Consider the following 19,257-nt stretch of genomic DNA (forward strand, 5'->3'; position numbering starts at 1 on the left):
TTCGTGCCTAGCGGCGGGTGCGCCGGCGGAGCGATTGGACGACGGTCACTTCTCGACGCCGAGCGAGGCGTAGTCGTAGAAACCGTTGTTGTTGGTCGTCGTGTAGACGTTGGTGAGGCGGGAGCTGCGCCACTTGACGTTCTTCTCGAAGACGAACGGCAGGTAGACGGCGTGCTCGGAGACCTTCTGGTTGATCTGCTTGTAGAGCCCGGCAGCTTCTTCGGGGGTACCCGCCGCGATGGCCTGGTCGAAGAGCTGGTCGATCGCCGGGTCCTTCAGCATCGAGTAGTTGTTGTTGCCGTTCGGCAGGATGTACTTGGAGTCCACCAGCGGGAGCAGGAAGCCCTGGCCGGACGCGAAGTCCGGGCCCCAGCCCATGATGATGATTCCGTAGTTCTTCTTCTTGACGACCTCGGGGTTGCCGATGATGCCGGTCGTCTGCGAACCGTCGTACTGGTCGATGTCGACCTTGATGTTGACCTTGGCGAGCGCGGCCTGCATCGACTGCGCGGTGGCCACCTCGACCTGCTTGTTGTTGCGGACCGCGATGGTGGTCGAGAAGCCGTCGGCGTGGCCGCAGGCGGCGAGCTCTTCCTTGGCCTTGGCGATGTTCGGCGCACCGTCGTTGGCGGTCACGCCGTACGGGTCGTACTTCGGGTCCGAACCGCTGATGATCGGCGGCAGCATGTTGGTGGCGATGTCACCACCGGCCTGCGGGCCACCGCGGGCGGTCTGCAGGGACTTGTGGTCGGCGGCGTAGATGACGGCCTTGCGGCAGTGCTCGTTGTCGAACGGGGCCACCGTCTGCGGGAAGACCGCGTAGCGGATGTAGCCGGTGTCCGGGTTGTCGACGTTGCCCTTGTGCTGCTGGAGCGCCTTGGTGCGGCCGGCCGGGCTGAGGCCGGTGCCGTTGAGGTCGACGTCGTAGTCACCGTTGATCAGACGGCTGTCCATCTCGTCGGCGCTGCTGAGCAGGGTGAGGCTGATCTTGTCCGGGAGGGCCTTGCGGACGTTGTCCGTCTTCGGGTCCCACTGGTCGTTGCGGACCAGGACCATGGACTTGTTGGGCGAGTAGGACTCCCACTTGTACGGGCCGAGCGAGAACGGCTTCAGGCCGTACTTCGACTGGGTGTCCTTGTCCTGGCGGACCGGGGAGCCCGAGGGCATGGCCAGCATCTGCTGGAAGTCGACGTTGGGCGCCGGCAGCTTGAAGACGATGGTCTTGTCGTCGGGCGTCTCGATCGCGGACAGGCCCAGCTTGTCGGCGGAGGTGTCCTTGTAGGGGCCCTTGTAGTCGCCCTTGGGGTCGAGGACGTCCTTCAGGTAGACGGGGCCGCCGGAGATGACGTCCTGCGCCCAGATGCGCTCGATGCCGTACTTGACGTCCTTGGAGGTGACGGGCTTGCCGTCCTCCCACTTGACGCCGTCCTTCAGGTGGTACGTGTACGTCTTCTTGTCCGCCGAGACGTCCGCGAGACCGGTCGCTATGTCCGGGACGAGCGTCTCGCTCTCCTTGCCCGGGCCGGGCTTGTAGGTGATCAGCGTGCGCGTGTAGTAGCGCGCGTAGTCCCACATGAAGCCGTAGTAACCGCGCTGCGGGTCCCACGAGTCGGCGTCCTGGGTGCCGACGAACTTGAGCTCCCCGCCCTTCTTCGTCGACGCGTTGGCAACCTTGCTGTTGGCCGCGTTGAAGCCGGGGGCACTGCCGCCCTTGCTGCTGCTGCCGCCTCCGCCGCAGGCCGCGGTGGACAGCAGAGCCGCAACGACGATGGCCGCGCCGGCGGCCGTCTTTCGCCTTGATGAACCTAGGGTTGTCACGATCTCGCTTCCTCCGTAGTGGGCGTCTTGGGTGTCGCGGCCCGTGCGGTGCGCCGGGCCGGAGTCTTCGAATTCCCGCATCAGCGGGAGCCCTTCGGGTCGAAGGCGTCGCGGACGCCGTCGCCGAAGAGGTTGAACGCCATCACGGTGATGAAGATCGCCACACCCGGGATGATCATGAACATCGGATCGGACTGGTAGGTCGCGATCGCCGTCGACAGCATCTGCCCCCACGAGGCGGTGGGAGGCTTGACGCCCGCTCCCAGGAAGCTGAGCGCCGCCTCCGTGAGGATGTTCGTGGGGATCATCAGCGTCATGTAGACGGTGATCGGCGCGATCAGGTTGGGCAGCAGCTCCTTGAACAGGATGTAGCCGCGGCCCGCGCCGAGGCTGCGTGCCGCCTCGACGTACTCGCGCTCGCGCAGGGAGAGCGTCTGACCGCGCACGATGCGCCCGACGTACGGCCATCCGAAGAAGCCGATGACGAGGATCATCACGAGCAGCCGCACCCCGGTGCCGCTGAGGCCGAAGAGCTGACTGGGGACCACGGAGATCAGCGCGATGATGAAGAGCAGCTGCGGGAAGGAGAGCAGCATGTCCATCACGCGGCTGATGATCGCGTCGAGCCAGCCGCCGAAGTAGCCGGCGATCACTCCGAGCACGGTGCCGACGAGGACCGCGAAGACGGCCGCGAGGAAGCCCACGAGCAGCGAGATCCGCGCGCCGTAGACGATCCGGCTGAACACGTCGCGGCCGTTGACCGGCTCAACTCCCAGCAGGAAGTGCGAGTTGATGCCGCCCCAGCTGCCCACGGGTGTGGAGAGCAGCGGGTCGATCTGGTCCTCGTGGAACTCCTCCGGCGGATGTCCGAACGCGTCGACGATCAGCGGCGCGAAGATCGCGACGAGGACCAGGAACACGACAACGATGCCACCGGTGAGGGCGAGCTTGTCCTTCTTCAGCCGGTTCCAGGCGATACGGCCCAGCGACCGCCCCTCGACGGTTCTGGTCTCGCCGCCGGGCGTGACACTGATGTCCGCGGTCGGGTCCGCGTCGGCGGGTGTGTCGTGCAATGGTGCCGTCATCGTGGCAAGGACCCCTCTCAACCGGCGGTGACCGGCCCGCACTTGCCGCTGTAGCGGCGCGTTCCCATCAGCAGTGCGAGCGGGGGGCGACACCAAGCAGCGCGTCGAGCTGCTCGCACAAGGGCCCGAACGGCCCTGCATGCCGGGAGTCTTCAATGGCCTCGCGATCACCCGCCAGACCTGACGGCGAAAGTATGCGCAAACGTGATGCGGAGAGAGGGTTTCCGTTATCCGGACGCGTGTGAACCAGGGGCGGACATGCGGAAGTTGGGGCGCATGCGGCGCCCGGGACTATTGCGGTCTTCGCCTCATCAGAACGGACATTCCCCTTACGTGAAGGGGGACTTGTCAGGGTCTGTCCCGGTTGGGGTGCCGAACGAGACCGGATTCAGTACGTGCGCGGGGCGGCCGGCGGGTAGCCGTATCCGGCGGTCCCGGGGGCCGGGGCGGCGTGCGCCTCGCGGTCGTAGAAGGGCCGGGCGTTGGCTTTCAGCCACATGCCGACCGGGTCGTACTCGTCCGACATCGCGACCGTGGACACCGCGAGCCCGTCCGGCACGGCGGCGACGGACTGCTGCATCATCGCCCGCACCGCCTCGACCGCCTGCGGGCCGGTGTTGTAGAGGTCGAGCCCGATCGCGAGGTACGGCGTGCCGAGCGCGGGCTGCACCCAGGCCCGGCGCAGCGAGCGGACGGCCGGGGTGCGGTGCGCGTTCTGCGCGAGCAGGGCGTAGAACTGCGGGATCTCCACGGCCGGTTCGGAGAGCCTCAGCGGCCCGGCGGGCATCCGGTCCAGGCCGGTGGCGATGCGCCGCAGATCGGTCCAGGGGATGCCCACGCCGCCGCCGGGCGCGTGCGGATTGAGCCAGATCCCGTACCGATCGGGGTAGAGGGCGCGGGCGACTTCGAGGGCGCCGGTCACTTCGTGCGCCCGGTTCCAGCCGCTGGCGGCGAGCTCCTGCGCGGAGGTCACACAGGGCGCGTACGCGACGCCGTCGACCTCCATGTTTCCGTACTGGGCGTCCGGGGAGCCCGGGCGGCCGTTCCACAGCAGCATCCAGAGCCGGCCGGACGCGGGGTCCGCGAGGGCGTGGAGCAGCGCCTCGTACACGTCGTAGCGCCCGGGCGTCACCTGGCGCAGCATGTGCTCGACCTGCCCGGCCGCCGCGGTGCCTGACGCGCTCACCCTGGGTCCCGCCCCTCTTCGATCCACCGTGCCGACGCCTGCGCCGCCCCGCAGCCCCGGGCACACGCGTGCGGCTGCGGGGATACAAGAGTCATGAAACCAGGTTAAGCCGCCGTACAGACACCGCCATGACCCGGCGGGACCTGCCGCGACGTACCCGGCGGTTGTTACTGGGCCCGCGCGTAGAACGGTCGCACCCGCTCGCGCATCCAGGTGGCGACCGGATCCTGGGTCACATCGAGCAGGACCAGGTTGACCGGCCAGCCGACCGGGACCCGGCCGAGCGCGCGGCCGAGCGCCTCCATGGGGGCGTTGCGGCCCGCCCCGTCCCAGGTGGAGAACTCCACGCCTATGAAGAGCGTGGGCGAGTCGCCCTCGATGGAGGCGAGCGCGCGGCGGGCGCTGAGCACCACACCGGTCGCCTCGAACTCCTCGGAGGCGACGCCCAGGAATTCCACCGGGTCCTCCTGCCAGTCCGGCTCGAAGAGGCGTACCCGGGCGCCGGACGCGGGTCCGTCGAGCGCGGTACGCCCGGTACGGCACAGCTGGGCCACGGCGGGCGGGGGCAGCGGCATGCCCACCGCGCCCTCGGGGTTGACCGCGATGCCGAGCTGCGGCGGGAGCCCGCGGGCGAACTCGACGGCGGGTGCCACCGCGAACGACATGTGGGAGCCGACGCACTGCAGGAACTGCTGCTCGGAGCTGTAGACGGGGACGTAGGGGGCGCCGTCGAGCTCCATGGTGGGCAGGTCGAGGTCGGCGCTGTCCTGGCTGCCGCCGTTGGGCAGTGGCACCCAGACGACGCTGCGGCCGAGCACCTCTATGAGGCGGGGACCCGCGTCGGCGTGGCCGAGCGCCGCCGCCAGGGCCTCTTCGAGCTCGTTGCCCGGCCAGCCTCCGCCGCCGTGCGGATGCGCGAACGCCTGCTCCGGAAAGTTCATGTGCCGTCCTTCTCCCCCGACTGCTGTCGTGCCCCACGACCCTAGCGCCGAGGGCGCGGGGTGGGGAAAGGGTGCCGGGAAAGGGCCCGGCGCGCGCCACGGGGCGCTACTTCCCGAAGCCGATGCGGTGCAGCGCGGAGGCCGACTCCCGGTCGAGCAGGACCGCGCTCGCGCAGCCGGTCGGCAGCCGCCCGGCCTCCACCTGGGCTATGAGGCGGCGGGCCGCGCCGCGGTGCCGGGCGAAGGCGTACTTCGACACCCAGCGGCCCCGGATCGCCTGGCCCTCCAGGGCGGTGCCGGCCGGCACGTCGAGCACGACGAGCCGCAGCGTGCGTCCCCTGCGCCGGGCCCCGCGGCCGAGCCAGTGCCGTACCCACGCCTGCGTACCGCAGTCGTGCACGACGAGGCTGTCGCCGGAGCGCAGCGCCCACCAGGTCCTGGCGAAGTGCGCGGTCCGGGTCAGCGGGCGGTACAGGGCGTACGGAATCCCGGGCAGCCGTCGCTGCCAGGCGAGCCGGGTGTCCTGGGAGTCGATGCGGCGGTCGGTGACGGCGCGGCGCATCAGCGTCGTCTTGCCGCTGCCGGGCAGACCCGACACCACCACGACGTCGCCCGCGTCGAAGAGCAGCTCCGGCGGGGTCTGCTCGGGCCGCCCCCGCAGATCCCGTACCTCCGGCCGTGTCCGTCCTCCCGGCCCCTGAAGACCGAGGCCTTCCGCCGCGGGCACTTCCCGCACCTGGCCCGTGTTCCGTCCAACCGTCATGGCTCTCCCCCCTGTTCGGGTCCCGCGACCCCTGCCCACGAAGTGTAAAGAGACGGTAATAGCTCGCCAACGATTTGCCGCTTCCGGGATGCGTGCAATGATGTGCGCGCCAACTGCATACCGGCCGTTCGAATCCGCGCGGGAGAGTCCTCAGCACTGTGAGCTGGGGCGCCGAAGGAGCAAGTTCCTCCCTTGAATCTCTCAGGCCCCGTACCGCGCGGGTGAGGCAGATCTGAAAAGCGGGCCGTCCCCTGCCGGGCGTCCCCACCCAAGGTGCAAGCCGTGACGCGCAGCGCGCGCCGGTGAACCTCTCAGGTTCCGATGACAGATGGGGAGGATGTCCTCGACCGTCATGCCCCGGGACCTTGGAGCCACATCCATGAGCAACGCCCCCCGCCTCACCGCCCTCGATGCCTTGCATCGTTCGCTGGGCGCCACGATGACCGACTTCGCGGGCTGGGACATGCCGCTGCGGTACGGGAGCGAGCGCGACGAGCACAACGCCGTACGGACCCGCGCCGGGCTGTTCGACCTGTCCCACATGGGCGAGATCACCGTCACCGGCCCCGAGGCCATGAAGGCGCTGAACTACGCGCTCGTCGGCAACATCGCCACCATCGGCCCCGGCCGCGCCCGGTACACGATGATCTGCCAGGAGGACGGCGGGATCGTCGACGACCTGATCGTCTACCGCCTGGGTGAGACCGAGTACATGGTGGTCGCCAACGCGGGCAACGCGCAGATCGTGCTCGACGCGATCACCGAGCGCGCGGCCGGCTTCGACGCCGAGGTCCGCGACGACCGCGACGCGTACGCGCTGATCGCCATCCAGGGCCCCGAGTCCCCCGGCATCCTGAAGTCCGTCACGGACGCGGACCTCGACGGCCTGAAGTACTACGCCGGTCTGCCCGGCACCGTCGCCGGTGTTCCCGCCCTCATCGCCCGCACCGGCTACACCGGCGAGGACGGCTTCGAGCTGTTCGTGGCGCCCGAGCACGCCGAGCGGCTGTGGCGCGCGCTGACCGAGGCCGGCCAGGACGCGGGCCTCGTGCCGTGCGGCCTGTCCTGCCGCGACACGCTGCGTCTTGAGGCGGGCATGCCGCTGTACGGGCACGAGCTGACGACCGCGCTCACTCCCTTCGACGCCGGGCTCGGCCGGGTCGTGAAGTTCGAGAAGGACGGCGACTTCGTGGGCCGCGAGGCGCTGGAGGCCGCCGCCGAGAAGGCCGCCGCGAACCCGCCGCGCAAGCTGGTCGGGCTGGTCGCCGAGGGCCGCCGGGTGCCGCGTGCCGGCTTCTCGGTCGTGGCGGACGGCGAGGTCGTCGGCGAGGTCACCTCGGGCGCCCCGTCGCCGACCCTTGGCAAGCCGATCGCCATCGCGTACGTGGACGCCGCGCACGCCGCGCCCGGAACCGCCGGGGTCGGCATCGACATCCGCGGGACGCACGAGGCGTACGAGGTCGTCGCGCTGCCCTTCTACAAGCGCCAGAAGTGACCCTCGCGTCCCTGCCGCACCACGCTTCTCGTCTCGCTGTCCGAGACACTCGTCGAGACCCCGTCATCAGCACTCCCCCGCGTACAGGAGAATTCAGGTCATGAGCAACCCCCAGCAGCTGCGTTACAGCAAGGAGCACGAGTGGCTGTCGGCCACCGAGGACGGTGTGGCGACGGTCGGCATCACGGAGCACGCGGCCAACGCGCTCGGTGACGTCGTGTACGTACAGCTTCCGAACGTGGGTGACACGGTGACCGCGGGCGAGACCTGCGGCGAGCTGGAGTCCACCAAGTCGGTCAGCGACCTGTACTCCCCCGTCACCGGTGAGGTCGTCGCCGCCAACCAGGACGTCGTGGACGACCCGGCCCTGGTGAACTCCGCTCCGTTCGAGGGCGGCTGGCTGTTCAAGGTGAAGGTCACGGACGAGCCGGGCGACCTGCTCTCCGCCGACGAGTACACCGACTTCGCCAGCTGACCCGGAAACCACAGGGATACAGGGAAACAGGGATCGTCTGATGTCGCTTCTGAACCAGCCCCTCCATGAGCTGGACCCGGACGTCGCCGCCGCCGTCGACGCCGAGCTCCACCGTCAGCAGTCCACCCTCGAAATGATCGCCTCGGAGAACTTCGCTCCGGTCGCGGTCATGGAGGCCCAGGGCTCGGTCCTCACCAACAAGTACGCCGAGGGCTACCCGGGCCGCCGCTACTACGGCGGCTGCGAGCACGTCGACGTGGTCGAGCAGATCGCGATCGACCGCATCAAGGCGCTCTTCGGCGCCGAGGCCGCCAACGTGCAGCCGCACTCGGGCGCCCAGGCGAACGCGGCCGCGATGTTCGCGCTGCTCAAGCCGGGCGACACGATCATGGGTCTGAACCTGGCCCACGGCGGCCACCTGACCCACGGCATGAAGATCAACTTCTCCGGCAAGCTCTACAACGTGGTCCCGTACCACGTCGACGAGACCGGCGAGGTCGACATGGCCGAGGTCGAGCGCCTGGCCAAGGAGTCGAAGCCGCAGCTGATCGTGGCCGGCTGGTCCGCCTACCCGCGCCAGCTGGACTTCGCCGCGTTCCGCCGGATCGCGGACGAGGTCGGCGCGTACCTGATGGTCGACATGGCCCACTTCGCGGGCCTGGTCGCCGCGGGTCTGCACCCCAACCCGGTGCCGCACGCCCACGTCGTGACCACCACCACGCACAAGACCCTGGGCGGTCCGCGCGGCGGTGTCATCCTGTCGACGCAGGAGCTCGCCAAGAAGATCAACTCGGCGGTCTTCCCCGGTCAGCAGGGCGGCCCCCTGGAGCACGTGATCGCGGCCAAGGCGGTCTCGTTCAAGGTCGCCGCCTCCCCGGAGTTCAAGGAGCGCCAGCAGCGCACCCTGGACGGCGCCCGGATCCTGGCCGAGCGCCTGGTCCAGGAGGACGTGAAGGCCGTCGGCGTCGACGTCCTGACCGGCGGCACCGACGTGCACCTGGTCCTGGTGGACCTGCGCAACTCGGAGCTGGACGGCCAGCAGGCCGAGGACCGCCTCCACGAGGTCGGCATCACGGTCAACCGGAACGCCATCCCGAACGACCCGCGGCCGCCGATGGTCACCTCGGGTCTGCGGATCGGCACCCCGGCGCTCGCCACCCGCGGCTTCGGCGACGACGACTTCCGCGAGGTCGCCGACATCATCGCCGAGGCCCTGAAGCCGGACTTCGACAAGGACGCCCTGGCCGCCCGGGTGTCCGCTCTGGCAGCGAAGCACCCGCTGTACCCCGGCCTGAAGTAGTTTCGTACGCTTTAGTTCCCGGTTCATTTCGGGACGAAGCCCCGGGGCACCGCGCACACTGGTAGTGAGCGCGGTGCCCCATCCCATGCTGTGCCAGCTTTGCTCTGCACCACCCCGGCAGACAACGGCGTCTACCAACCCCTCAAGGAGTCCCCCGTGGCCATCTCGGTCTTCGACCTGTTCTCGATCGGCATCGGCCCGTCCAGCTCCCACACCGTCGGCCCGATGCGGGCGGCCCGGATGTTCGCCGCGCGCCTGAAGAACGAGGGCCTGATCGCCCACACCGTGCGGATACGGGCCGAGCTGTACGGCTCGCTCGGCGCCACCGGCCACGGCCACGGCACGCCGAAGGCGGTCCTGCTCGGCCTGGAGGGCGCCTCCCCGCGCACGGTCGACGTCGAGACCGCGGACGAGCAGGTGGAGCGGATCAAGGACTCCGGGCGGCTCAACGTGCTCGGCATGCACGAGATCGACTTCGCCTACGACGACGACCTGATCCTGCACCGCCGCAAGGCGCTGCCGTACCACGCCAACGGCATGACGGTCTTCGCGTACGACATCGACGGCGCGCTGCTCCTGGAGAAGACGTACTACTCGGTCGGCGGCGGCTTCGTCGTCGACGAGGACGCTGTCGCCGGCGACAACCCGATCGTGCCGGACGACACCGTCCTCAAGCACCCCTTCCGCACCGGGGACGAGCTGCTCCGGCTCGCCCGGGACACCGGTCTTTCGATCTCCGCGCTGATGCTGGAGAACGAGAAGGCCTGGCGCACCGAGGACGAGATCCGCTCCGGCCTGCTCGACATCTGGCGGGTCATGCAGGCCTGCGTCTCGCGCGGCATGTCCCGCGAGGGCATCCTGCCCGGCGGCCTCAAGGTCCGCCGCCGCGCCGCCACCACCGCCCGCCAGCTGCGCGCCGAGGGCAACCCCGATGCGCACGCCATGGAGTGGGCGACGCTGTACGCGATGGCCGTCAACGAGGAGAACGCGGCGGGCGGCCGGGTCGTGACCGCGCCCACCAACGGCGCCGCGGGCATCATCCCGGCGGTCCTTCACTACTACATGAACTTCGTGCCCGGCGCCGATGAGGACGGCATCGTCCGCTTCCTGCTGGCCGCCGGCGCGATCGGCATGCTGTTCAAGGAGAACGCCTCGATCTCCGGCGCCGAGGTGGGCTGCCAGGGCGAGGTCGGCTCCGCCTGCTCGATGGCGGCGGGCGCGCTCGCCGAGGTCCTGGGCGGCACCCCCGAGCAGGTCGAGAACGCGGCCGAGATCGGCATGGAGCACAACCTGGGTCTGACCTGCGACCCGGTCGGCGGCCTGGTCCAGATCCCGTGCATCGAGCGCAACGGCATGGCCGCCGTGAAGGCCGTCACCGCCGCCAAGATGGCGATGCGCGGCGACGGCAGCCACAAGGTGTCCCTGGACAAGGTCATCAAGACGATGAAGGAGACGGGGGCCGACATGAGCGTCAAGTACAAGGAGACGGCCCGCGGCGGCCTCGCCGTCAACATCATCGAGTGCTGAGCACCTAGAAGCTGTGGGCGGCCGGCCTCTCCCTGGGCGCCGCCGCCAGCGCCTCGGCGACTTCCGCGACGCCGCCCCGCAGTCCGTAGACGGGGGTCGCGGGCTGCTGGCGCCAGGAGTCGTCGATGCCGCCCGCGTCCACGGTGTCGAAGCCCAGCTCGTCGACGAGTTCGCGCACCAGGCGCTTGGCGGCCTCGTCGTCGCCGGCCACCGGCACGGCGATCCGCTCGGGGTCGCCCTGCGGGCGCGGCCGCTCCAACAGGTCCTGTGCGTAGGTGCCGTTGAAGACCTTGATCACCGGGTGGCCGATGTGCTGCTCGGTCCAGCGGCTCTCGGTGAGGCCGTCCTCGATCGCGTCGATCCGGCCGTCGCGCTCCTTGGGGTAGTAGTTCCCGGTGTCGATGACGGCGAAGCCGTCGGCCGCGCCGTCGAGGAACCCCTTGGGCAGGTCGGGGACGTGCTTGAGCGGGATGGTGACCACGACGACCTGTGCGCCGTCGGCCGCCTCGGCGACGGTGACCGGCGTCGCGCCGGTCTCCTCGGCGAGGGCGGAAAGAGTGTGCGGGCCGCGGGAGTTGGCGACCGAAACCTCGTGGCCGAGCGCGGTGAGGCGGCGGGTCAGGTTGCCGCCGATGTTGCCCGCGCCGATGATGCCGATCTTCATGAGCTGGCCTTCCGGAGATGGTGCGTTGGCACGCTCCGGGGAACTCGCGGGCCCGGGGAGTTATTCCGGGCCGCCCCCGGTGGCGTACCGCGCGAGCGGGAACACGCCACCGGGGCCGATCGGCGTCACTTGTTCAGCGAGGCCCAGAACTCCTCGAAGGAGAGCTTGCCGTCGCCGTTGGCGTCCTTGGCCTTGATGATGGCCTGGGCCACCGTCTCGGTGACGTGGAAGTCGCCCAGCTGCGCCATGACCGCCTTGTACTCGCTCGCGGTGACGCGTCCGTCGCCGTCGATGTCGAGCTTCGCGAACGCCTTGCGCGCCTCTTCGATGTCCGCCACTGGGTCCACCCCTTTGTTGGTGCCTACTGCTTGATGCGTTTCTGACGCGGGTCAGATTAGCTGCCGACGTGGGCGCGCAGTGCGGCGGCCAGCCATTGGAAGGCGGCGGCCGCGCTCGGCGGCTGCTCGTACCCGTTGATGACGGCGAGCAGCTGGAAATAGCGCTCGACGCGCAGGTCGGGGCTGACGCCGACCCGGTCGAGCAGGGCCGCCCGGTCGGCGCCCTCGCCGAGGAGTTCGCTCAGCACCGCGTCGGCCTCGGGACTCTCGGGTGCGACGCCGCGCTCCTGGGCCTCGCCCACGAGCAGGGCGACCTTCTTCGCGAAGGCGAGGTAGGCCTGCGGTTCGCGCGAACGCTCCCTGAAGCTTTCGGAGTTGGTCTCGGCGATGCGCCGCATCAGCGCCCGGAAGCCCTCGTCCTCGACCAGCTCGGCCAGCTCGATCCAGGCGTCGACCTGTTGGGGGGTGGGGTCGTCGGGCAGCTCGGCGGCCACGCCGCGGACCCGGGCGTGGAAGTGCGGGTTGGTGTCGTCGAGGCCGGCGAACACCGCGTCGGTGAAGTCGTCGATGATCTGCTTGCGCTCGCGCGCCGAGAGCCTGGCCAGCTTGTTCATGAGGGTCGTCTCCTGGGTGTCGGACTGCCGTCGGGCTACGGTCGACAGGACGGCCCGGCTCACCCTGAGCGCCCGGATCTGGGCGTCGAGGGCCGCGACATGGGCCGCGGCGACCTCGGCGACCGTGACCTCCCGGGCGAGCACACGGCGTACGTCGTCCAGGGAGAGCCCCAGTTCACGCAGGGTGCGCACCAGCTCAAGGCGGGCCACGGACTCGGCGTCGTACAGCCGGTAGCCGCCGTGGGAGCGGCCGACGGGCGGCAGGGCGCCGATGTCGGACCAGTACCGGATGGTGCGCACGGGCAGTCCGGTACGGCGGGCGAGCTGCCCGATGGTGAGGGTTTCCGGGCCGTCGTCGATCATGTTGTCGAGTGTCCGGTTTCCAGTGGGTGGAGACTCAAGGCCTCGGGACGAGAAGAAGCGAAAAGAACAGGAACGGGGAAATGGTGGATCGGATGGGCGGCGGACTCGGCGACATTCTGGCGGCCGCGGCACAGGGGCGGTTCCCGCCGGCCGACGGCGGTACGACGGTGGTGGCGCAGCCGGGGCCGCGCGACGCGGGCGTACTGGCGTTCACCGCCCACTCGGTGATCTTCCTGGACGAGGACGAGGACTGGCTTCGGGCCACGCTGGCCGCGACGAACGCCGACCCCCTCGGCGCGTCGATGAACCCCGGGTTCCTGGCCGCCCTGATGGCCCGCACCGGCCGCTCGATGAACTGCGTCGACCTGCTGACCTGCGCGCCTGCCCTGCCGGGCGAGCCGCCGCTGGCGCTGACCGAGATCGAGGACCCTGAGCACCCGAGGGTGGCCCGGGCCCTGAAGTTCCGGGACGACGTGCGGGTCTGGGCGGCGGACGGCGGCGTCCTGATACTCGGGCGGGGCGTGGCGGGCCGCTGGGAGGTCGCCGTCGAGCTCGACGAGTCGGCGCGCGGTCGGGGGCTGGGCGTCCAACTCGCCCTGTCAGCACGGCATTTGGCGCCCGAACCGGTGCTCTGGGCGCAGCAGTCGCCGGGCAACGCACGCAGTGTGCGCACCTTCCAGGCGGCGGGGTTCCGGCCGGTCGGCTCGGAGGCACTGCTGGTCGCGCACTGATAACGGGTCCGGACCGACGGGCCCGGGACCCTGACTGTCCGAAACACGGAAAGGACTGTTTCCCGCCCGCCAAAGAGCAGTTCGCGCCAACTTCACGCCGCCACTTCCTCACGCTCCGCACTTGGCGGATAACTTCTTGCTGTCGCCGCCACACCGGGAGCACAGGGCACCCAGGGACTAGCGGCGCTGGGGCGTTACAGCTGTGACCATCACAACTGAAGCATTCACCGTGCAGCCCTTCACGCGAAGTTGCCACCACACAGGGGACGAGGGCGATCACGTCCTCATCGGTGTGAGTCCGGGAAACAGCTATTTCAGGGCCGGCCGCATCACCGAACTCGTCCGCTGGGCTTCGGCACGGTTCTCCCGCATCGACATCGTGTACGCCGACCTCCATGTGGCCGAGCTGTTCAGCGCGCTCGGCCACGACGAGGAGCACGCGGCACGGCGCGCCTCGAAAGAACTCAAGGCGGTACGCCGCAGAATCCTGCGCGGCGTCGAGGAGGCCGGCCCGCCGGGCATACCCGTCGGCGTGCACGGGCTCTCGGAATTCGCCGGCAATCCGGTGTACGAGCTGCCGCACCGGCGGGTGCGGCATTTCCTTGCGACCGACCCGTCCCGCAATCAGGCCTACGCCGTGGTGCGCCCGGAAGGAATCGCCGCATGACCCCCGAGCCCGTACTCGACTTCCCGCTCTCGCGCCGCGGCGACGTGCTGCCCGAGGAGTGCGCCTGGCTGCGCGAGAAGCAGCCGGTGGCCCGGGTGCGTACGCTCACCGGCGACCAGGCCTGGCTGGTGAGCAGTCACGCGCTGGCCAAACAGGTCCTGGAGGACGCGCGGTTCAGCCTCAAGGACACCGCGAAGGCCGGGGCGCCCCGGCAGTACGCGCTGACGATCCCGCCCGAGGTCGTCAACAACATGGGCAACATCAACAGCGCGGGCCTTCGCACCGCCGTGATGAAGTCCCTCAGCCCGCGCGCCGACGGGCTCGCCGGTCAACTGCGGGCGCGGGCAGGCGAGTTCGTCGACGCGCTGCTGGCCGAGGGCCCGCCGGCCGACCTGCGGGCGGGGTTCGCCGACCCCTTCTCGGCGGCGCTGCACTGCCAGGTCATCGGGGTGCCGTTCGCCGACTGGCGCCGCCTGATGTCCGGCCTGGACACGGCCTTCATGACCAGCGCGCACACCTTCGAGGGTGCCGGGCTCAACTGGTACAAGGACCTCGGGTACATGGTGGAGCGCCTCAACGCGCCCGGTCTGGACCCCGGCAGCCTGCTCGGCCGGCTCGCGGCGCTGCGCGAGGACCGGGAGTCCGCGCACCTCACCGACGAGATGCTGGCCGCGGTCGCGGTGTCCATGTTCGGCGCGGGCGCGGTCTCCACCTCCGCGTTCCTGGTCCTCGCGATCCTGGCCCTGCTCCAGCACCCGGAGCTGATCACCTATCTGCGCGAGCACCCCGAGCGCATGGGCCGGGCCGTGGAGGAACTCCTCCGCTGGAACCTGTCGATCGGCGACGGGCTGCCCCGGATCGCCCTGGAGGACGTGAAGCTGGGTGAAGTCCTCGTCAAGAAGGGCGAGTTGGTGCTCGTCCTGGTCGAGGGCGCCAACTTCGACCCGGAGGTCTTCAGGGACCCCCAGCGCCTCGACCTCGGCCGCGAGCACAACCCGCACCTGTCGTTCGGCGCCGGGCGGCACTTCTGCCCGGCCACGGGCCTGGGCCGACTGCACGCCGAGACGGCGCTCTCCGTTCTGGTGGACCGGATGCCGGGCCTGCGCCTCGCGGTCCCGGCCGAACAGCTGGTGTGGCGTACGGGCTTCATCAAGCGCCTGCCGGAGCGGCTTCCGGTGCTGTGGTGACACGGGGGTGCCCCGGGGCCGGCGGACCCCGGGGCACCTCGCCGTCGTACGCCCCCGAGGGTGCTCAGCGGAAGATGCCGGTGTGGCCGAGCGAGTACCGGCCGGGCTGCGGGTAGACGGCGAGACCGTGCGGGCCCGAGCCGACCGGGATGCGGGCCAGCTCCTTGCCGGTGGTGGTGTCGATCGCGTACACCTCGGCGTTGTAGCGGCCGGACAGCCAGAGCACCTTGCCGTCGGCGGAGACGCCGCCCATGTCGGGGCTGCCGCCGTCCGGCAGCTCCCATTTCTTGGTGAGCTTGTTCTTGGTGAAGTCGAAGATGGAGATGGTGCCCTCGCCGCGGTTGGAGATGTACATCTCCTTGGAGTCGCGGCTGATGTAGAGGCCGTGGCAGCCCTTGCCGGTGGGCAGCAGGTTCGGCGTGCTGAACTTGTCGCCGTCCAGGACCCACATGCCGTGCGCCATCATGTCGGCGATGTAGAAGGTCCTGCCGTCCGGGGACATCTTCACGTCCTGCGGCATCGCCCCGTCGAAGGGGAGCTTCTGCTTGCCGACGACCTGCATTTTCTCCGTGTCGACCTTGAGCAGCTCGCCGGAGAACTCGCAGGAGACGATGAAGTACCGCCCGTCCATGGAGAAGTCCGCGTGGTTGACGCCCGCACAGGTCACCGGGACGGTCTTCACCCGGTTCATGGTGACCGGGTCGCGGAAGACGAGCTCGCGGTCCTTCGAAGCCATCACGACGGCGTACTTGCCGTTCGGCGTGAAGTAGAGGTTGTACGGGTCCGAGACCTGGACGGTGCGCCCGGTCTTGCCGGTCGCCGGGTCGATGGCGGTGAGCGAGTCGCCGAGGTCGTTGTTGACCCAGAGCGTCTTCATGTCCCAGGACGGCACGACGTGCTGCGGCTGGTGGCCGACCGGAATGGTCTCGATGACCTTGTACGTGGCCGGGTCGATCACGGACACCGTGTTGGAGTTGGTGTTGGGCACGTACACGCGCGGCAGGAAGTTCTTGACGGCCGGCTGGAGGGCGTTCGGCCGGTCCGCGGCGTAGGCGTCCTTGGGGTCCAGGACGGGAGGCATCCCGGGCAGGCCCTGCGGCACGGCTTTCTTGGCGACCGCGGGCGGGACGGCGCCCTTGGTGCCGAGTGCCTCCTCGTTGTGGTCGGCGCCCGATCCGCAGCCGGCGAGCGCCGCGAGCAGGGCTGCCGAGAGCAGCACGGTGGTCCTCTTCGTTACGGCCTTCGTTGCGGTCGGCATCAGATCAGCAGCTCCGTGGTCGTGACCGCGCGCAGTCGGCGGCGTTCCAGTTCGGCGAGTAGGGCGGGCAGCGCGGCGACCGTGTCCGCATAGCCGAAGTGCAGGCTCACCACGGATCCGTTGCGGATCTTCCCGGTGACGTTGCGGGTCACGGCCGACGCGCCGGGCGAGGTGAAGTCCAGTGAGTCGACGTCGTACGACAGGACGTGCGGGTACCCCGCCTTCCGGGCCAGTCTCTGAACGAGCGGTGTCGCGTACTGGGCGCGGGAGGGCCTGAACCAGGTCCCGATGGAGCCGGTGAGCCGACGCAGCCGGTCCGCGCAGCCCGTGATCTCGGCGTACGCCTCCGCCTCGCCCATGGCCCCGATGTTGATGTGGTGCTGGGTGTGGTTGCCCAGCTCGTGGCCGCCGTCGAGGATGCGGCGGGCCATCGCGGGCTGCTCGTCGAGCCAGCTGCCGACGGCGAGGACGGTGACTTTGGCACCGGCCTTCTCGGCCTCGCCGAGCAGGGCGGTGGCGATCTTGGGGTCGCCCTGGCCGTGGAAGGTGAGCGCGACCTGCGGGCGAGTCCGGGGTCCGCTGCTGATCTGGACCGGCTGCCCGGGGAAGGCGCGGGGGGCCGGTGCGGGGTGGGGGGCCTTGGGGCGGGCGGGGGCGGCGGCCGCCGCGGAGGCTGACGGCTGGGGCTGCGGCGAGTCGGCCGGCTGCTCGCCGGTCCCCTCGTCCGAACAGCCCGCCGTGAACGCCCCCACGATGGCCGCGCCCGCCCCCGCCCGCAGGGCGCTGCGGCGGTCGACCGCGCGGGGTGATGGATTCGGCACATGGACATTTAAGTGGGCCCAAGGACGGTTGGTAACGATTGACCCATTTCAGGACCTCTGCGGGTCGCGCCTGACCGAAGCCGACCAGAGGCGCCCGAATCGCTGATTCACTCACCCCATTCGATAGTTATTCATGCTTTAGAAGGTACGTGCTCTAGCTCACCTACGATTCACAGATAAACTGTGATGGTTCGTGGCGATATGCCCGACTAGGGACTTTTGATGATGGGCCGCCCATCTGTCATAGTCGGATCCACGACCCCCATTGACCCGGGCCAGGTCGTCTTCAGCCGTCGTGGATCACACCCCCCCAGATCCACGGCGCTCCACAGAAGCCCCCGCGGCGCCGCATCCGGCAGCCAGGGGGCTTCTGTGATGCGGCGGCGCCTTCGGTGACTCAGCGTCGGTGACTCAGCGGTCGGCGACGCGCATCTCGAACCAGGTGGTCTTGCCGCGTGGCAGCAGATCCACGCCCCAGCGGTCGGAGAGCTTGTCGACGAGGAAGAGGCCCCGGCCGCTGATGTCGAGCTCGTGCACCGGCATCAGACAGGGCAGACCCCGGGAGGGGTCGCGGACCTCGACCCGGATCCAGCCCCGGCGGCGCAGCATGCGCAGACCGAAGACGCGGGCGCCGGTGTGCCGGACCGCGTTGCCGACGAGCTCGGAGACGAGCAGCACCGCGTGCTCGGCGAGCGTCGGCGAGAGCGCCCACTGGCGCAGCACGACGGACTGCGTGATCCGGCGGGCCGTGGCGGCGGACTCCGGACGCGAGGGCAGCCGTACTTCTTCCTCCGTCGGATTCCCGAACAACTCCAGCGCCTTCAGCGCCAGTTCGTCGTCGGCGGACGGCATCCACCGTGCCGTGGTCGCGCTCACGCGCTGCGCCGGTTGTTCCACACCCTCCAGCCCCGCCATGGCTCCATCATGGCGGCCCGGGACTGCCTCCGGGGCCGTTCCGAAGGAATCGAGCCTCCGGAACCTGACATTCCGGAGGCTCGATTTGGCATATGACGGGGGCAGCCGAGGGGCCGACACACCCATCCTGACCTGCGATGACGTGATGCGTTCGCTTGATCACCAAGCGTTCCGAACGGGTTTTCCTTAAGGTGCCCTTAAGGCTGTGCTAATCCCCCCACAGGGTGTACACACCACCCCCACATGCACAACGGCGGTTGACCGCCGCCCCTCAACTCCCGTGCACTCAGAGGAACTTGGCCTTCCCCGGGCCCTCCTCGACGAAGCTCCGCATGCCCCGCTCGCGGTCCTCGGTCGCGAACAGGCCCGCGAACCAGTTGCGTTCGACGGCGAGGCCGGTGTCGATGTCCGTCTCCAGACCCACGTCGATGGACTCCTTGGCGGCGCGCAGCGCGATGGCCGGGCCCTGCGCGAGGCGCGCGGCCCAGGCGACGGCCCGCTCGTACACCTCGGCGGCCGGCACCACCTGGTCGACCAGGCCGATGGCGAGCGCCTCGTCCGCCTTCACCTGGCGGCCGGTGAAGATGAGGTCCTTGGCCCTGGACGGGCCCACCAGGCGCGCGAGGCGCTGGGTGCCGCCCGCGCCCGGGATGAGGCCGAGCAGGATCTCGGGCTGGCCGAGCTTGGCGTTCTCTCCCGCGATGCGGAAGTCGGCGCAGAGCGCCAACTCGCAGCCGCCACCCAGCGCGTAGCCGGTGACGGCCGCGACGACCGGCTTGGGGATCTTGGCGACGGCGGTGAAGGAGTCCTGCAGCGCCCGGCCGCGTACGACCATCGCCGCGTGGTCCATGGCCTGCATCTCCTTAATGTCCGCGCCCGCCGCGAACAGCTTCTCGCCGCCGTACAGGACCACCGCCCGCACGTCCTCGCGCCGGGCCGCCTCCTCGGCCAGCTCGCGCAGCCGGTCCTGGGTCGCGATGTCGAGGGCGTTCATCGGGGGGCGGTCCAGGCGAATGGTGCCGACGCCTTCGGAGACTTCGAGGTTCACAGTCATGGAGGCAGGTTAACGGCCACTAACGACAACGGACCCGGCGCTGTGAGCAACAGCA

Annotated in this window: 19 protein-coding genes and 1 riboswitch; of the genes, 7 read left to right on the forward strand and 12 right to left on the reverse strand. The window is 69.8% G+C overall.

Translation table 11 applies throughout. From position 1 onward, the window contains the following. Nucleotides 1–45: 45 nt before the first annotated feature. The 5 genes from ACWC2B_RS14070 to ACWC2B_RS14090 all read right to left on the reverse strand — a co-directional run bounded on the left by ACWC2B_RS14070 (nucleotide 46) and on the right by ACWC2B_RS14090 (nucleotide 5,793). Nucleotides 46–1,821 (reverse strand): ABC transporter substrate-binding protein, encoded by a 1,776-nt coding sequence (locus tag ACWC2B_RS14070; protein WP_450716749.1) that lies wholly within the window; start codon nucleotides 1,819–1,821, stop codon nucleotides 46–48. Nucleotides 1,822–1,898: 77 nt separating this feature from the next. Continuing rightward, nucleotides 1,899–2,903: an ABC transporter permease gene (locus tag ACWC2B_RS14075; RefSeq protein WP_450716705.1), complete on the reverse strand. Its 1,005-nt coding sequence runs from the start codon at nucleotides 2,901–2,903 to the stop codon at nucleotides 1,899–1,901. 388 nt (nucleotides 2,904–3,291) lie between these two features. Beyond that, nucleotides 3,292–4,089, reverse strand: coding sequence for an enhanced serine sensitivity protein SseB C-terminal domain-containing protein (locus tag ACWC2B_RS14080; RefSeq protein WP_450716706.1), 798 nt, complete (start codon nucleotides 4,087–4,089; stop codon nucleotides 3,292–3,294). Nucleotides 4,090–4,256: 167 nt separating this feature from the next. Beyond that, nucleotides 4,257–5,030, reverse strand: coding sequence for an enhanced serine sensitivity protein SseB (locus ACWC2B_RS14085; protein ID WP_450716707.1), 774 nt, complete (start codon nucleotides 5,028–5,030; stop codon nucleotides 4,257–4,259). A gap of 106 nt (nucleotides 5,031–5,136) precedes the next feature. After that, the gene (locus tag ACWC2B_RS14090) at nucleotides 5,137–5,793 is read right to left on the reverse strand and encodes an AAA family ATPase (RefSeq protein ID WP_450716708.1); all 657 of its coding nucleotides are present in this window, start codon (nucleotides 5,791–5,793) and stop codon (nucleotides 5,137–5,139) included. Nucleotides 5,794–5,922: 129 nt separating this feature from the next. Further along, nucleotides 5,923–6,019, forward strand: a riboswitch (glycine riboswitch). 153 nt (nucleotides 6,020–6,172) lie between these two features. Here ACWC2B_RS14090 and gcvT point away from each other — a divergent pair. The 4 genes from gcvT to ACWC2B_RS14110 all read left to right on the forward strand — a co-directional run bounded on the left by gcvT (nucleotide 6,173) and on the right by ACWC2B_RS14110 (nucleotide 10,590). After that, nucleotides 6,173–7,288, forward strand: a complete 1,116-nt coding sequence (gene gcvT, locus ACWC2B_RS14095; RefSeq protein ID WP_450716709.1) for a glycine cleavage system aminomethyltransferase GcvT — start codon at nucleotides 6,173–6,175, stop codon at nucleotides 7,286–7,288. 100 nt (nucleotides 7,289–7,388) lie between these two features. Beyond that, nucleotides 7,389–7,763 (forward strand): glycine cleavage system protein GcvH, encoded by a 375-nt coding sequence (gene gcvH / locus ACWC2B_RS14100; protein ID WP_450716710.1) that lies wholly within the window; start codon nucleotides 7,389–7,391, stop codon nucleotides 7,761–7,763. Between the two features lie 40 nt (nucleotides 7,764–7,803). Continuing rightward, nucleotides 7,804–9,063, forward strand: a complete 1,260-nt coding sequence (glyA, locus tag ACWC2B_RS14105) for a serine hydroxymethyltransferase (RefSeq protein ID WP_450716711.1) — start codon at nucleotides 7,804–7,806, stop codon at nucleotides 9,061–9,063. Between the two features lie 156 nt (nucleotides 9,064–9,219). Continuing rightward, nucleotides 9,220–10,590: an L-serine ammonia-lyase gene (locus tag ACWC2B_RS14110; protein WP_450716712.1), complete on the forward strand. Its 1,371-nt coding sequence runs from the start codon at nucleotides 9,220–9,222 to the stop codon at nucleotides 10,588–10,590. Between the two features lie 4 nt (nucleotides 10,591–10,594). Here the strand turns inward: ACWC2B_RS14110 and ACWC2B_RS14115 are convergent, their stop codons facing one another. The 3 genes from ACWC2B_RS14115 to ACWC2B_RS14125 form a co-directional block, all read right to left on the reverse strand. Next, nucleotides 10,595–11,254 carry an NADPH-dependent F420 reductase gene (locus ACWC2B_RS14115; RefSeq protein ID WP_450716713.1) on the reverse strand — a complete coding sequence of 220 codons (660 nt, stop codon included), beginning with the start codon at nucleotides 11,252–11,254 and terminating at the stop codon, nucleotides 10,595–10,597. Nucleotides 11,255–11,379: 125 nt separating this feature from the next. Beyond that, complete coding sequence (locus ACWC2B_RS14120; protein ID WP_053726211.1) at nucleotides 11,380–11,592, reverse strand: EF-hand domain-containing protein; 213 nt, start codon at nucleotides 11,590–11,592, stop codon at nucleotides 11,380–11,382. Nucleotides 11,593–11,648: 56 nt separating this feature from the next. Next, nucleotides 11,649–12,569: a helix-turn-helix domain-containing protein gene (locus ACWC2B_RS14125; RefSeq protein ID WP_450716714.1), complete on the reverse strand. Its 921-nt coding sequence runs from the start codon at nucleotides 12,567–12,569 to the stop codon at nucleotides 11,649–11,651. Between the two features lie 80 nt (nucleotides 12,570–12,649). Between ACWC2B_RS14125 and ACWC2B_RS14130 the strand changes: the two genes are divergently transcribed. The 3 genes from ACWC2B_RS14130 to ACWC2B_RS14140 all read left to right on the forward strand — a co-directional run bounded on the left by ACWC2B_RS14130 (nucleotide 12,650) and on the right by ACWC2B_RS14140 (nucleotide 15,154). After that, nucleotides 12,650–13,300 carry a GNAT family N-acetyltransferase gene (locus tag ACWC2B_RS14130; RefSeq protein WP_450716715.1) on the forward strand — a complete coding sequence of 217 codons (651 nt, stop codon included), beginning with the start codon at nucleotides 12,650–12,652 and terminating at the stop codon, nucleotides 13,298–13,300. 202 nt (nucleotides 13,301–13,502) lie between these two features. After that, entirely contained in the window at nucleotides 13,503–13,967 is a 465-nt protein-coding gene (locus ACWC2B_RS14135; RefSeq protein ID WP_450716716.1) for a tRNA-dependent cyclodipeptide synthase, read from the forward strand. Beyond that, nucleotides 13,964–15,154 carry a cytochrome P450 gene (locus tag ACWC2B_RS14140; RefSeq protein ID WP_450716717.1) on the forward strand — a complete coding sequence of 397 codons (1,191 nt, stop codon included), beginning with the start codon at nucleotides 13,964–13,966 and terminating at the stop codon, nucleotides 15,152–15,154. Before ACWC2B_RS14135 ends, ACWC2B_RS14140 begins: the two co-directional genes overlap by 4 nt. Before the next feature lie 64 nt (nucleotides 15,155–15,218). On the opposite strand, the gene ACWC2B_RS14145 is transcribed toward ACWC2B_RS14140, so the two are convergent. The 4 genes from ACWC2B_RS14145 to ACWC2B_RS14160 form a co-directional block, all read right to left on the reverse strand. After that, nucleotides 15,219–16,412, reverse strand: a complete 1,194-nt coding sequence (locus tag ACWC2B_RS14145) for a YncE family protein (RefSeq protein WP_450716718.1) — start codon at nucleotides 16,410–16,412, stop codon at nucleotides 15,219–15,221. Then, complete coding sequence (locus tag ACWC2B_RS14150) at nucleotides 16,412–17,233, reverse strand: polysaccharide deacetylase family protein (protein ID WP_450716719.1); 822 nt, start codon at nucleotides 17,231–17,233, stop codon at nucleotides 16,412–16,414. Before ACWC2B_RS14150 ends, ACWC2B_RS14145 begins: the two co-directional genes overlap by 1 nt. Nucleotides 17,234–17,644: 411 nt before the next feature. After that, complete coding sequence (locus ACWC2B_RS14155; RefSeq protein WP_450716720.1) at nucleotides 17,645–18,148, reverse strand: ATP-binding protein; 504 nt, start codon at nucleotides 18,146–18,148, stop codon at nucleotides 17,645–17,647. A gap of 286 nt (nucleotides 18,149–18,434) precedes the next feature. Further along, the gene (locus ACWC2B_RS14160; protein WP_450716721.1) at nucleotides 18,435–19,202 is read right to left on the reverse strand and encodes an enoyl-CoA hydratase/isomerase family protein; all 768 of its coding nucleotides are present in this window, start codon (nucleotides 19,200–19,202) and stop codon (nucleotides 18,435–18,437) included. Between the last annotated feature and the right edge of the window lie 55 nt (nucleotides 19,203–19,257).

This window comes from Streptomyces sp. NPDC001415, from assembly GCF_053597395.1.